This is a genomic window from Candidatus Contendobacter odensis Run_B_J11 (assembly GCF_000531125.1).
In the GTDB taxonomy this organism is placed as follows: Bacteria; Pseudomonadota; Gammaproteobacteria; order Competibacterales; family Competibacteraceae; genus Contendibacter; species Contendibacter odensensis.
In genome coordinates this window covers 1-12,031 of the sequence record NZ_CBTK010000117.1, presented here as the reverse complement: position 1 = coordinate 12,031, position 12,031 = coordinate 1, and the positions used below count along the sequence as shown (strand labels likewise).

Below are 12,031 nucleotides of genomic sequence, written 5' to 3'. Positions count from 1 at the left end.
TTCAAGCAGAAGACGGCATACGAGATATTGGCGTGACTGGAGTTCAGACGTGTGCTCTTCCGATCTCTGAGCTATCTCCGGCAGCACGGGCTGTACGGGCATCCTACCTTGGCGGTCACGCCGGACCGGGTGATGAAGTCGCGCCGCTGGGCGGCGTGGTGCAGACGGTGCATGTCAGCGTCGGCCAGGTGATCAACGAGGGCGATAAGCTGGTGTCGCTGGAAGCGATGAAGATGGTCACCCATGTCATCGCCCGCCGGGGCGGCCAAGTCATCAGCATCGCGGTTAAGGCGGGTGATCCCGTGGACGCGGGGCAGGCGTTGCTGACCATCGGCTAGTGCCGGGAGCATTCCGCTATGGAATTAAATTTCCTAGACTTATTCCAGGGCATTAACACCCTGGTGCAAGGTTTCTCCACCGACCCAAAAATCGCTTTTGGTCGGGTATTCCTGATGGCGTTGGGAATGTTGCTGCTGTATCTGGGACGCAAGGGGGTGCTGGAAGCCCTGCTGATGATCCCGATGGGCTTGGGCATGGCCACGGTCAACGCCGGGGTGATGTTCTTCTCCGCCTACGATCCGGCGACCGGAATAAACGTCGTCGCCAGTCAGACGCAACCACTGGCGGGCACCCTGTTTATTGCGCCGTTGGCGCAGGATACCGACGCGCTGATGAACATCCTGCAAATTGACTGGTTGCAGCCGATCTATACCTTCATGTTCAGCAATGGTCTGATCGCCTGTCTCGTATTCATGGGCATTGGCGCCTTGCTGGATGTGGGCTTCGTGATGGCGCGGCCGTTCCAAAGCATGATCATCGCCCTGTTCGGAGAGCTGGGCACCGTCATGGTGTTCCCGCTGGCGGTGGCGATGGGGCTGAATCCGGGGCAGGCGGCGGCGGTAGCCACCATCGGCGGCGCCGATGGACCAATGGTGCTATTTACCTCTCTGCAACTGGCGCGGGAATTGTTCGTGCCGATCACGGTGGTGGCCTACCTGTACCTGGGCTTGACCTATGGCGGCTATCCGTACCTGATCAAGCTGATGATTCCCGAAAAGCTGCGGGCGTTGCCGATGCCCATGGAGAAGACCCGGGCCATCACTTCCAACGAGAAGCTGGTGTTCGCGGTGGTCGCTTGCGTGCTGCTCAGCCTGCTATTCCCGGTGGCGTCGCCACTACTGTTGTCGCTGTTCTTGGGCGTAGTCATCCGCGAAAGCAATCTGCCTAACTTCCATGAACTGCTCTCCAACACCATGTTGTATGGCGCCACCTTCTTCTTGGGACTCATGTTGGGCGTATTGTGCGAGGCGGGGACGATCCTGAATCCGGTGGTGTTGAAACTGTTGGTGCTGGGGATTCTGGCGCTGCTGATTTCCGGCATCGGCGGGATTCTGGGTGGTTACGCGATGTATTACTGGTCGGGTAAGAAATACAACCCGGTGATCGGCATCGCTGCTGTGAGCTGTGTGCCCACCTGCGCCAAAGTCGCGCAGAAATCGGTCGGGCCGGGCGTGATCGTTCTGCCTCATGCGCTGGGCGTCAGCATTAGCGGAGTGATCACCAGCGCCATTTTTGCCGCAACCTTGATCGCCTTCCTGCTGCCGATGATGCAGAGGGGCTGATTGCAACCCGGCGGATTGCATCGCGCAATCCGCCGGTTTTTCATCCATTCGATTCGTCAATCGCTCCCTTCTCCCGCAGTTCCGCCCACAACGCGGCGTAGTGCGGACGTTCGCCTTCCTCCAGCACCACCGTATCGGTCAGAAACCACGTTCCCGGAGTTTGTCCCGGATCGCGCCCGGACCATTCGCCAAGCGGCTTAAGGGAAATGGCGCCATTGGCCGCATGGATCACGTTCCAACTGCCGCCGACGTACTCTTCCGCCGAGGCGCAGACAATCAGCACTTGCTCGCTGACCTTGCCGCTGACTTGATCCTCGACTCGAACCGGAGTCGCGTAGACATAATGGTCCGCGCCCTCGGCTTCCAACACGTACTTAATCAGCTTGTCTTTCTGGAACGGCCCCAGCGTCAGCTTCTCCAGCTTGATCTCGAAGCGCCTGCCGTCGGCGGCGACCCCGATCACCTGTTTTGGCAAACGCCCCTCGGCGGCTTGCGTTTGATACCAAGCCGCTTGTTGCCTGAACAACGCCTCACACGTTATTGCTGTCATTGTTTTAGCCCCGCTTCTCCTGGATGAGTCATTGAGCCAGGACTTTCGCTTGGTGACGTAGCACTGACTTCCAGTCCGTGTGGCAACGGTCAGGACGCCCGTGCTACGTCACCGTCAGCAAAAACCCTGTTCAGGTTGTTGACGTAGCACGGACTTCCAGTCCGTGTTTCAACGGGCAGGATGCCCGTGCTACAGATATCGCCAGTACAGATACACCGTACTGATGGCTATAGACATCAGCATCATCGGGAACGCCATCAGCAGGAACGGCACGAAGCGGATCGGCTGGCCGGCCCGTTCGGCGAAACCGGCCACAACCAGATTGGCGCTGGCCCCGATCAGAGTGCCGTTGCCGCCCAGGCACGCGCCCAGCGACAGCGCCCACCACAATGGCATCAAGCCTTCCGGACCGCCGAAGGTCGGCGCCATCGCTTTAATCAGCGGGATCATGGTGGCGACGAACGGAATGTTGTCCACAAACGCCGACAGCACCGCCGAGGACCATAGGATGGTCATGGCGGTGGCGGTCAGATCGCCGCCGGTCAGCGCCAACAGATGGTCGGCCAGCAGTTTGAGCAGGCCGGTGCTGTCCAGGCCATGCACCACGATGAACAGCCCGACGAAGAAGAAGATGGTGATCCATTCCACCTCGGTGAATGCTTCAGTCACATGTTTGGACTGATCATCGGCGCCGTGCGGCCAGCATTGCAGCAGCAGCAACGCGGCGGCGCCGAATAGAGCAACGGTGGCGGCTTCCAATCCCAGCGCATGAGCGAAGACAAATCCCATAATCACAGCGGCAATGACCGCCAGACACTTTTTCAATAACGACGCATCGGTGATCGCCTCGCGTTCGTTGAAATCCATCACTCGCTGCCGATCTTCCGCCGCCGCTTTGAGATGCCGACCCCAGATCAAGTAAATTGGAATCAGAGTAGCAAGCAGAACAATCATAATCACCGGCGCCGTATTAAGTACAAAGTCATTGAAAGTCAGTCCGAGCGCGGAACCGATCATGATATTAGGCGGATCGCCGATCAGCGTTGCGGTGCCGCCGATGTTGGAAAACACAATCATCGAGAACAGATAGGGATAGGCGCTAACTTTCAGTTCTTCGGTGATCAGCAGGGCGATGGGCACGATCAGCAGCACCGTGGTGACGTTATCCAACAGCGCCGAAAGTACGGCAGTGACCACCGACAGCATCGCCAGAATGCCCCACGGACTGGCGTCAACCTTCTTGGCCGACCAGATCGCCAGATACTGAAACACTCCGGACTGGCGGGTAATCGCGACGATCACCATCATCCCGATCAACAGGCCAATGGTGTTGAAGTCCACGCCGCGAATCGCCGCTTCTTGATTCAGCACCCCGCCGAAGATCATTAAACCGGCGGCCAGCAGGGCGACGATGGCGCGATTGATCCGCTCGGTCATAATCACCACATAGGTGAGGATGAACAGGATCGCGGCGTACCACATCGGGTTCAAGCCAAAAATCACAGCAGCGGATGCAACGGTAGAATCATGCATAAACATTTTTATCCTATATTTCCATGGCGTTATATCCAAGCACAATAATTGTGCCCATCCGCCGCATTAGTTAAGTTAGAGATACCGCCAGTACAGATAGACGGTGCAGATGGCGACCGACATCAGCATCATCGGGAACGCCATCAGCAGGAACGGCACGAAGCGGATCGGCTGACCAGCGCGTTCGGCGAAACCGGCGACCACCAGGTTGGCGCTGGCCCCGATCAGGGTGCCGTTGCCGCCCAGGCACGCGCCCAGCGACAGCGCCCACCACAACGGCATCAAGCCTTCCGGACCGCCGAAGGTCGGCGCCATCGCTTTAATCAGCGGGATCATGGTGGCGACGAACGGAATGTTGTCCACAAACGCCGACAGCACCGCCGAGGACCATAGGATGGTCATGGCGGTGGCGGTCAGATCGCCGCCGGTCAGCGCCAACAGATGGTCGGCCAGCAGCTTGAGCGCACCGGTGCTGTCCAGGCCATGCACCACGATGAACAGCCCGACGAAGAAGAAGATGGTGATCCATTCGGCCTCGGTGAAAGCGTGGGTCACCAGTTTGGACTGCTCGTCAGCGTTATGCGGCCAGCATTGCAGCAGCAGCAGCGCGGCAGCGCCGAATAAGCCAATGGTGGCGGCTTCCAGCCCCAGGGAGCGGGCGAACACGAACGACAGCACCACCACCCCGATCACCGCCAGACACTTTTTCAGCAGCGCCGGGTCGGTGATCGCCTCGCGCTCGTTGAAATCCATCACCCGCTGCCGGTCTTCCGCCGCCGCTTTGAGATTTCGGCCCCAGATCACGTACACGGGAACCAGAGTAGCGGCAATAACCACAGCGACCACCGGCGCCAGATTCACCACGAAATCATTGAAGGTCAGCCCGACTGCCGAGCCGATCATGATGTTGGGCGGATCGCCGATCAGCGTCGCAGTGCCGCCGATGTTGGAGAACACAATCATTGAGAATAGATAGGGATAGGCTTTAACCTTGAGTTCTTCGGTGATCAGCAGGGCCACCGGCACGATCAGCAGCACCGTGGTGACGTTATCCAGGAGCGCCGAGACCACGGCAGTCACCACCGACAGCATCGCCAAAATGCCCCACGGGCTGGCGTTAACCTTCTTGGCCGACCAGATCGCCACGTACTGAAACACCCCGGACTGGCGGGTAATCGCGACGATCACCATCATCCCAATCAACAGACCAATGGTGTTGAAGTCCACGCCGCGAACCGCAGCTTCCTGATTCAGCACCCCGCCGAAGATCATCAGGCCGGCGGCGAGCAGGGAGACAATGGCGCGGTTGATCCGCTCGGTCATGATCACCACGTAGGTGAGAATGAACAGGATCGCGGCGTACCACATCGGGTTCAGGCCGAAAATGACTGTCGAGGCTAGTTGCGTTTCGGAACCGTGCATTTAGGCGTTCTCCCCTCTTACTTTTTCCAGCACGTCCCAGAACGAAACAATGCCCTCCAAGCGACCATTCTCTTTATTAACGACCGGTACGCTGGTGGTACGCCCGTGCAGCATCAACAGCATGATTTCCATCGCCGGCGTCTCAGGATGCGCAACTTCATGGATGTTCAGCCAGTTGGTCACCGGCTCGTCGCGGCGCCCACCAAAGCGTTGCGCCAAATGCGCGACATGTTCGGTCACAAAAGACACGTTATCGAGGCCATGTTTATCCAGCACCGCCTTGGGCAAGGTCAATTTCAGCAGCGAATAAACGCTGAAGGTGCCGAGATAGTGGCCTTGGGCGTCTACTACCGGCAGATGGCGCAGGTGATGTTGGAGAATACGGTCGGCGGCTATCGCTACCGTATCCGACGGACTGAGCGTCATCGGATTCGGGTTCATCAAGGTTTTTGCAGTCATGAAAAGTCCTGGTGGGTGAAAAATGCAGGATTGGGAAACGAGTCGTGCGCCAAGGTTCCGGCAATTTCATCAAGGGCAGGATAGCCGTAGCGCCGGTCAGCGCTCACAGTGTAGATGATAATGACGATGCGATTCGTGAAATGTGCGGGCTGATAGTCCGTTGATACCGATCGGCTTATGGTCATCGCCCGCAGCGCCACGAGTTATGCAGCGGCCAATTAGATACAGGACTTTCGCTTTCCGTCATTCCCGCGTCAGCGGGAATCCAGTCAATCGCTGAAAAGATTGGATACCCGCATTCGCGGGTATGACGGATCTGCGGGTTTGGTGAACATCCTGAGATTTCGCTTTCCGTCATTCCCGCGTCAGCGGGAATCCAGTGCCCATCGAAAAGGTTACGAGTTATACAGCGGCCAATCCCTTGCTTAGCGCCTGACGATAAATTCGCCAAACACTCCACAAATTGACGTCCAGCCATCCGCCCGCAAGGCCCAAAGCGAGTGCGGCGGGATAAGTAAACACAGGGGGATAAACAGCAGCGGCCAACAGCAATAGCAGCGCCACCAAATACGCCCAGCCTTGCCGCCGAACCGGTGCATCCGGCAATAACTGCTTCATGTGAGGGACTTTCGCCCGACCGAGCAGTTGCGCCTGCAAGTGAAACCAGGCCAGAAACGGGACGATTTTGTACAACATGCCGTTGATGACCGCGCCCGCGAAACCGACGATCAACAGGATTCCGAGCAGCCATTCCACCGTTGACCACGGCATCAGCGCCGGAAGGAACGAGGTCGCCAGCCACAAGGCTGCGCTCGCCAAGAGGCTGATCAGGCTGATGCGCCAGTAGGCCAGCACTGGATCGCCAATTTTGCGGCGGCGCTGATTTAACAAATGCAGGGTCGTCCCGGCGAAAACGGCGATGCCCAGCGCCAGCGCCACGCCCGCGAGTTGCGTCGCAATTTCCCGGTTGCCAAGCATCAACCCTGACCACAGCGCCAACATCACCGCCATCAACGGCGCAAACCCGCGACTGAGCCAGCACGGATAAGCCGGGGTGATATGAAACATCGGCACCACTTGATCCGCAATTCCCGCCACCAGCAGCACCGTCCAGCCCACCAGTCCCCAGACCGCGTGCAAGGTGGTGATCGTGACAATCGGCAGGCTCAAACCCCAACCGAAAAATCCGCCCAGCAGCAATCCCAGCGTCACCGTGACCAGTAGTCCGCCCAAGGCGCAGCGCACCGCGATCACCGTGCCGCTGGTCACGGGTGCCCGCCACACCGCCAGATTAAACGCGATTAGCGCCACCCCAAACCCCAGTCCAAGCAATCCACTGGCGATTTGGAAACCGAGCGGGCTGCCGAGCAAAAAAGCGCCCGCCAGCGTCAAGGTTCCCAAGGTCAGCGGTAGATGAATCAGCGCCGCGATCCATTGCGGACGCGGCACGGTCACACCGATCACGACCGGCAGCATTTGCAGCAACGCGCCGATCATGACCTGCGCCATGAAACCCAAAGTCAGCAAATGCGTCAGCGCCAGCGGCGCAGGCAACCAACGGCTGGCGAACAACTCCGGCCCGTGCCAAAGCAGCACCATTGCCGCCAGCACCAGAAAGAACGGCGCGGTCAGGAAAAACCGCAGCGGCACATCAAAGGGCGGCGCTTGTTCCAGAGACAGTCCGACCGGATTCATGGCGGCGAAATCAGAATTTCAAAATTGCCATCCGTGACCTCGGTAACCTTATAGCGGTAGTGATGACGGTGCAGGATGTCATACAGCGGATAGGGCTGGCGGTGAATCAAAAATCGCAACTGTTGCCCCGGTTGCAATTCATCCAGCGCCGCTAGCACCCGCTCCAGCGGTTCTGGATGCTCCAAGCCCCGCCCATCCACCACGATTTCGGCCAGCGTCATACCGGTAAATCCTGCATGGCCTGAATCATGGATTGGGCGGCAGCGCCCAAAATTTCATCGCACATCGGGTACAAAATCTGCTCCTCCTTGATGTTGTGCTGCTGGGTCAGAATCAGCAGCGTTTCCGCCTGCCCCAGATATTCCTCCAAATCGCCGCTGGTCAGTGCGCTGCTCATCTCCGCCAGCGTATCGCAGATTTGCTGATGTTCCAGCCGCATCACTCGCGTTGGCCCCATCGTGTTGCCGGTGGCCTGTTCAAAGGCCGGAAACAGCGTGTCTTCTTCCTTGTGAAAATGGTGATTCATCGCCGCCTGAAACTGCTGGAACCGGATCCGGCAACCGGTGAGATCGGCAAGGTGAGCGGCTTCTTCAGCAGCAGCAAAACGGTCATCGCACTGGCGATGTTCGGCGGCGAGAAATTCAGCAACGGAAGGCATGGCGGTAGTCCTTGGCACAAGGTTATGGAGTGAATGACCGGGATTGTGTCTGATGCCACGTTGGCATTCCTTGATCCAGGTCAAGGCGCGCAATCTGCGATTTTTGCATCATGGCGGCTGATTCCGCTCCCTCAGACTCACCGTCGGGGCGGTTCGCATCATCGCCGAACAGAGGTGCTTATGAGCGCATTCTTCACTAAGTCCAGGGCGCGGAACATTTTCTATGGCGGCGTCGTATTTTCAGCGCTGCTGTTCCTTGCTCTGACCTTCCACACCATTCGGAAAATGCCACAACGCGATCATCGCGAAAATCTGACGGCAGAGGTGGTGCGTGGCAAGCATTTATGGGAGACCCGCAATTGTGTGGGCTGCCACACCATTTTAGGTGAAGGCGCGTATTTCGCCCCGGAATTGGGCAACGTCTATAAGCGGCGCGGCCCGGACTTTATCAAGGCCTGGATTAAGGTACAGCCGACCGGGGTAGCGGGACGCCGCCAGATGCCACAGTTTCATTTCAGCGAGCAGCAATTGGACGATATCGTGGCGTTTCTGAAATGGACTTCGGAAATCAATACCGAAAACTGGCCGCCGAATATCGAAGGCTGAACTTCGGCATTCACCACAGAGGAAATAAATCATGCTGCCATTACTGCAATACCCATCCCAAGCGGTAGCCAAACCGTATTTCATCACCGCCATTGGCCTGTTCGTAGGCCAGATTCTATTTGGCCTGATTATGGGCCTGCAATATGTCATCGGCGACTTTATGTTCCCGGCTATTCCTTTTAACATCGCCCGCATGGTACATACCAATCTGCTCATCGTCTGGCTGCTGTTTGGCTTTATGGGCGCAGCTTATTATCTGGTGCCGGAAGAATCCGAAACGGAATTGCACAGCCCGCTATTGGCGTATCTGATGTTCTGGATTTTCCTGATCGCCGGGGCGCTGACCATTGCCGGTTATCTGCTGGTGCCTTACGCCACGCTGGCCGAAATGACTGGCAATAACCTTCTGCAAACAATGGGCCGTGAATTTCTGGAACAACCGCTGCCGACCAAAGTAGGCATCGTGGTGGTGGCGCTGGCGTTTGTGTACAACATCGGCATGACGATTCTCAAAGGCCGTAAAACTGCGATCAGCATGATTCTGTTAGCCGGTCTGATCGGTCTGGCGGTGCTGTTTCTATTTGCCTTCTATAACCCATCGAATCTGGCTACCGACAAATACTTCTGGTGGTGGGTGGTGCATCTGTGGGTCGAAGGGGTGTGGGAATTGATCATGGCGGCAATTCTGGCCTTTGTGTTGATCAAGATCACCGGCGTAGACCGCGAAGTGATCGAGAAATGGCTGTATGTGATCATCACTCTGGCGCTGGTGACCGGCATTATCGGCACCGGCCATCACTATTATTGGATCGGCGCTCCCGCTTATTGGCAGTGGTGGGGCGGCGTCTTCTCGGCGCTGGAGCCGCTGCCGTTCTTCGCCATGACCGTATTCTGCTTCAACATGGTCAATCGTCGCCGCCGCCAGCATCCCAATAAAGCCGCGACGCTGTGGGCGCTGGGCACCGGCGTGATGGCGTTCCTTGGCGCCGGCGTGTGGGGCTTCCTGCACACCCTGGCCCCGGTCAACTACTACACCCACGGCAGCCAGATCACCGCCGCACACGGGCATTTGGCGTTCTACGGCGCGTATGTGATGGTGGTGCTAACCATCATTTCCTACGCCATGCCGATCCTGCGCGGGCGCGAGTGCAATCCCGAACGGGCGCAAGTGCTGGAAATGTGGTCGTTCTGGCTGATGACGGTCTCGATGGTGTTTATTACGCTGTTTCTGACGGGCGCCGGCATTTTGCAAGTGTGGTTGCAGCGGGTCATTGATAACCCACAGCCGTTCATGGCGGTGCAGGATCAGGTGCGTATTTTCTACTGGCTGCGTGAATTGGCCGGCTTGGTTTTTCTGATTGGCCTGGTGCTGTATCTGGTCAGCTTCTTCGTCAAGGACAAACCGCAAACCGTTGCGGTTAACGATGTTCAACCCGCTGCGACTTGAGCAACGCTCCCTCTCCCTCTGGGAGAGGGTTGGGGTGAGGGAAACGCCATGAAACCGCAACTCAAGCCGCTTTCGTTACCGTCAACGCCGTACTACCAGCCGTCCGGCGACGAGTGTGCGGTGTTCGAGGCGGCCTGGCACAACCGGCTGCCGCTGCTGATCAAAGGCCCGACCGGTTGCGGAAAAACCCGCTTCGTCGCCCACATGGCGGCGCGGCTGGGCCTGCCGCTGCACACCGTCGCCTGTCACGATGACCTATCCGCCGCCGATCTGGTCGGACGGCATCTGCTGCACGGCGGGGCGACCGTCTGGTGCGACGGGCCATTGACCCGTGCGGTGCGCGAAGGCGGCGTCTGCTATCTCGACGAGGTAGTGGAGGCGCGCAAGGATACGACGGTGGTACTGCACCCGCTGGCTGACGACCGGCGCATCCTGCCGATTGATCGCACTGGCGAGGTGCTGCACGCGCCGCCGGGTTTCATGCTGGTGGCATCCTACAACCCCGGCTACCAGAATCTGCTCAAGAGCCTGAAACCTTCGACTCGCCAGCGCTTCATTGCGCTGCGCTTCGACTTTCCCAACCCGGAGCGGGAACAGGCCATCGTGATCGGCGAAACCGGCTGCGACGCCGCCACCGCCCGGCAACTGGTGCAAATCGGTAACGCCTTCCGCGCTCTCAAGGAACATGATCTGGACGAGGTTCCCAGCACCCGACTGTTGATTTACGCCGCGCAACTGATTCATGGCGGCATGGATCGGATCACCGCCTGCCGCGCTGCTTTGGTCGAAGCGCTGACCGATGATGAGCAGACCGCCGCTGCGCTGCTGGAGGTGGTGAATGCCAGTTTTGGCTGAGGCGCAGCGCCAGCGGGTGTTGTTTCAAAGCGGTTTCTTCATCCTGTTTCTGTTCGCGCCCGTCTTCGATCTGTTGCGTTTTGATCTGACTCAGGGCCATTTGATCGTGTTCGGCCAGCCGTGGACGCTCGGTCTGGACGACTATCTGGCCGGTCGGATCAGCAACGATCAAATGACGCTCAACATTCTGTTGCGGTTGATCCTGCCGATTCTGCTGCTGGCGGCGATCTTCCTGGGCATCGCCTGGCGCTGGGGCCGGCTGTATTGCGGCTGGCTGTGTCCGCACTTTTCGGTGGTGGAAACCATCAACCAACTGGTGCGCAAGGCCAGCGGCAAACCCAGCCTCTGGGACAAAAAGCCGGGGCCGCCCTGGCATCCCGATGGCTCCCCGGCTCCCACCGATGCGCGCTATTGGCTGCTGGCGCTTCCGCTCGCGCTGGCGTTTGCGCTGCTGTGGGCAGTGGCACTGCTGACTTATTTACTGCCGCCCGCCGAAGTCTACGCCAACCTGTTCCACCTGACGCCAACCCGCAATCAAGCCCTGTTCATCGGCGCGGCGACGACGGTGCTGTTTCTGGAATTCACCTTCGCCCGCCACTTGTTCTGCCGCTACGCCTGCGCGGTCGGGATGTTTCAAAGTCTGGTCTGGATGACGAATCGCAGCGCGATGGTGGTGGGCTTTCCACGCCAACGCGCCTGCGATTGTGTCGGTTGCCAGTCATTCTGTGATCACGCCTGCCCGATGCGGCTCAAGCCGCGTACTATCAAACGACTGATGTTCGCCTGCACCCAGTGCGGCCAGTGCATCGCCGCCTGTGAAACCGTGCAGCGCGATAACCCCGAAGGCAGTCTATTGAACTGGATTGACGGCCAGCAGGCATTACAGGCGGATGGTGAACAGGGTTTGCTTGCTGCCGTTTCGCCCAAGCCGCTCAAGTTTAAGCCGATCATTGCTTCTCCCTGCGGGAAAGGGTTGGGGTGAGGGGAGTCGCCCATTATGGAAGAACACGTCGGATCGCTCTGGCATCGGCTGATCACCCGCGCCGCGCAACGCCATTACCCGGACGCGGCCGTCACCCTCGCTGACATTGAGAAAACCGCCGGACTGCTGTTTCGCGCTTTCGGCGGCGATCCCGCTTGATTCAGCGCCATGGTAAAAAGAGCGTTCTTTACCGATAAGCGAT

15 protein-coding genes are annotated in these 12,031 nt (G+C 58.5%); 7 read left to right on the top strand and 8 right to left on the bottom strand.

Going from position 1 to position 12,031, the window contains the following annotated elements; translation table 11 throughout:
- A partial coding sequence (locus BN874_RS09360; RefSeq protein ID WP_034432418.1) for a biotin/lipoyl-containing protein occupies positions 1–338 on the top strand: 338 nt, incomplete at its 5' end.
- Positions 339–356: 18 nt separating this feature from the next.
- Entirely contained in the window at positions 357–1,622 is a 1,266-nt protein-coding gene (locus tag BN874_RS09355) for a sodium ion-translocating decarboxylase subunit beta (protein WP_034432410.1), read from the top strand.
- A gap of 40 nt (positions 1,623–1,662) precedes the next feature.
- On the opposite strand, the gene BN874_RS09350 is transcribed toward BN874_RS09355, so the two are convergent.
- The 8 genes from BN874_RS09350 to BN874_RS09315 form a co-directional block, all read right to left on the bottom strand.
- Complete coding sequence (locus BN874_RS09350; RefSeq protein WP_034432407.1) at positions 1,663–2,172, bottom strand: hypothetical protein; 510 nt, start codon at positions 2,170–2,172, stop codon at positions 1,663–1,665.
- A gap of 189 nt (positions 2,173–2,361) precedes the next feature.
- The gene (locus BN874_RS09345) at positions 2,362–3,705 is read right to left on the bottom strand and encodes an ArsB/NhaD family transporter (RefSeq protein ID WP_034432405.1); all 1,344 of its coding nucleotides are present in this window, start codon (positions 3,703–3,705) and stop codon (positions 2,362–2,364) included.
- Between the two features lie 75 nt (positions 3,706–3,780).
- Positions 3,781–5,127 (bottom strand): ArsB/NhaD family transporter, encoded by a 1,347-nt coding sequence (locus BN874_RS09340; protein WP_034432403.1) that lies wholly within the window; start codon positions 5,125–5,127, stop codon positions 3,781–3,783.
- Positions 5,128–5,586: a CBS domain-containing protein gene (locus tag BN874_RS09335; RefSeq protein ID WP_034432401.1), complete on the bottom strand. Its 459-nt coding sequence runs from the start codon at positions 5,584–5,586 to the stop codon at positions 5,128–5,130. It abuts the gene before it with no gap.
- A complete protein-coding gene (locus BN874_RS09330; protein WP_034432399.1) occupies positions 5,583–5,786 on the bottom strand; it encodes a hypothetical protein in 204 nt (67 codons plus the stop codon). Before BN874_RS09330 ends, BN874_RS09335 begins: the two co-directional genes overlap by 4 nt.
- Positions 5,787–5,988: 202 nt before the next feature.
- Entirely contained in the window at positions 5,989–7,281 is a 1,293-nt protein-coding gene (locus tag BN874_RS09325; RefSeq protein ID WP_034432397.1) for a hypothetical protein, read from the bottom strand.
- Entirely contained in the window at positions 7,278–7,502 is a 225-nt protein-coding gene (locus BN874_RS09320; protein WP_034432395.1) for a DUF2249 domain-containing protein, read from the bottom strand. Before BN874_RS09320 ends, BN874_RS09325 begins: the two co-directional genes overlap by 4 nt.
- Entirely contained in the window at positions 7,499–7,939 is a 441-nt protein-coding gene (locus BN874_RS09315) for a hemerythrin domain-containing protein (protein ID WP_034432392.1), read from the bottom strand. The genes BN874_RS09320 and BN874_RS09315 overlap by 4 nt, the downstream gene beginning before the upstream one ends.
- A gap of 180 nt (positions 7,940–8,119) precedes the next feature.
- Between BN874_RS09315 and BN874_RS09310 the strand changes: the two genes are divergently transcribed.
- From BN874_RS09310 to BN874_RS24410, 5 genes are read left to right on the top strand one after another with little or no spacing between them, the layout of a single operon-like run.
- The gene (locus BN874_RS09310) at positions 8,120–8,545 is read left to right on the top strand and encodes a c-type cytochrome (RefSeq protein WP_034432416.1); all 426 of its coding nucleotides are present in this window, start codon (positions 8,120–8,122) and stop codon (positions 8,543–8,545) included.
- 43 nt (positions 8,546–8,588) lie between these two features.
- A complete protein-coding gene (locus BN874_RS09305; RefSeq protein WP_034432413.1) occupies positions 8,589–9,992 on the top strand; it encodes a cbb3-type cytochrome c oxidase subunit I in 1,404 nt (467 codons plus the stop codon).
- Between the two features lie 48 nt (positions 9,993–10,040).
- Positions 10,041–10,847, top strand: a complete 807-nt coding sequence (locus BN874_RS09300) for a CbbQ/NirQ/NorQ/GpvN family protein (RefSeq protein ID WP_034432389.1) — start codon at positions 10,041–10,043, stop codon at positions 10,845–10,847.
- Positions 10,831–11,829, top strand: a complete 999-nt coding sequence (locus BN874_RS09295; RefSeq protein ID WP_051497645.1) for a 4Fe-4S binding protein — start codon at positions 10,831–10,833, stop codon at positions 11,827–11,829. The genes BN874_RS09300 and BN874_RS09295 overlap by 17 nt, the downstream gene beginning before the upstream one ends.
- A gap of 15 nt (positions 11,830–11,844) precedes the next feature.
- Positions 11,845–11,988 (top strand): hypothetical protein, encoded by a 144-nt coding sequence (locus BN874_RS24410; RefSeq protein WP_154724834.1) that lies wholly within the window; start codon positions 11,845–11,847, stop codon positions 11,986–11,988.
- Positions 11,989–12,031 lie beyond the last annotated feature (43 nt).

What these genes read in the sequence shown, in the direction of transcription:
- BN874_RS09355 (WP_034432410.1), top strand. Translation starts at nt 357, where the DNA reads ATGGAATTAAATTTCCTAGACTTATTCCAGGGCATTAACACCCTGGTG.
- BN874_RS09350 (WP_034432407.1), bottom strand. Translation starts at nt 2,172, where the DNA reads ATGACAGCAATAACGTGTGAGGCGTTGTTCAGGCAACAAGCGGCTTGG.
- BN874_RS09345 (WP_034432405.1), bottom strand. Translation starts at nt 3,705, where the DNA reads ATGCATGATTCTACCGTTGCATCCGCTGCTGTGATTTTTGGCTTGAAC.
- BN874_RS09340 (WP_034432403.1), bottom strand. Translation starts at nt 5,127, where the DNA reads ATGCACGGTTCCGAAACGCAACTAGCCTCGACAGTCATTTTCGGCCTG.
- BN874_RS09335 (WP_034432401.1), bottom strand. Translation starts at nt 5,586, where the DNA reads ATGACTGCAAAAACCTTGATGAACCCGAATCCGATGACGCTCAGTCCG.
- BN874_RS09325 (WP_034432397.1), bottom strand. Translation starts at nt 7,281, where the DNA reads ATGAATCCGGTCGGACTGTCTCTGGAACAAGCGCCGCCCTTTGATGTG.
- BN874_RS09320 (WP_034432395.1), bottom strand. Translation starts at nt 7,502, where the DNA reads ATGACGCTGGCCGAAATCGTGGTGGATGGGCGGGGCTTGGAGCATCCA.
- BN874_RS09315 (WP_034432392.1), bottom strand. Translation starts at nt 7,939, where the DNA reads ATGCCTTCCGTTGCTGAATTTCTCGCCGCCGAACATCGCCAGTGCGAT.
- BN874_RS09310 (WP_034432416.1), top strand. Translation starts at nt 8,120, where the DNA reads ATGAGCGCATTCTTCACTAAGTCCAGGGCGCGGAACATTTTCTATGGC.
- BN874_RS09300 (WP_034432389.1), top strand. Translation starts at nt 10,041, where the DNA reads ATGAAACCGCAACTCAAGCCGCTTTCGTTACCGTCAACGCCGTACTAC.
- BN874_RS09295 (WP_051497645.1), top strand. Translation starts at nt 10,831, where the DNA reads ATGCCAGTTTTGGCTGAGGCGCAGCGCCAGCGGGTGTTGTTTCAAAGC.
- BN874_RS24410 (WP_154724834.1), top strand. Translation starts at nt 11,845, where the DNA reads ATGGAAGAACACGTCGGATCGCTCTGGCATCGGCTGATCACCCGCGCC.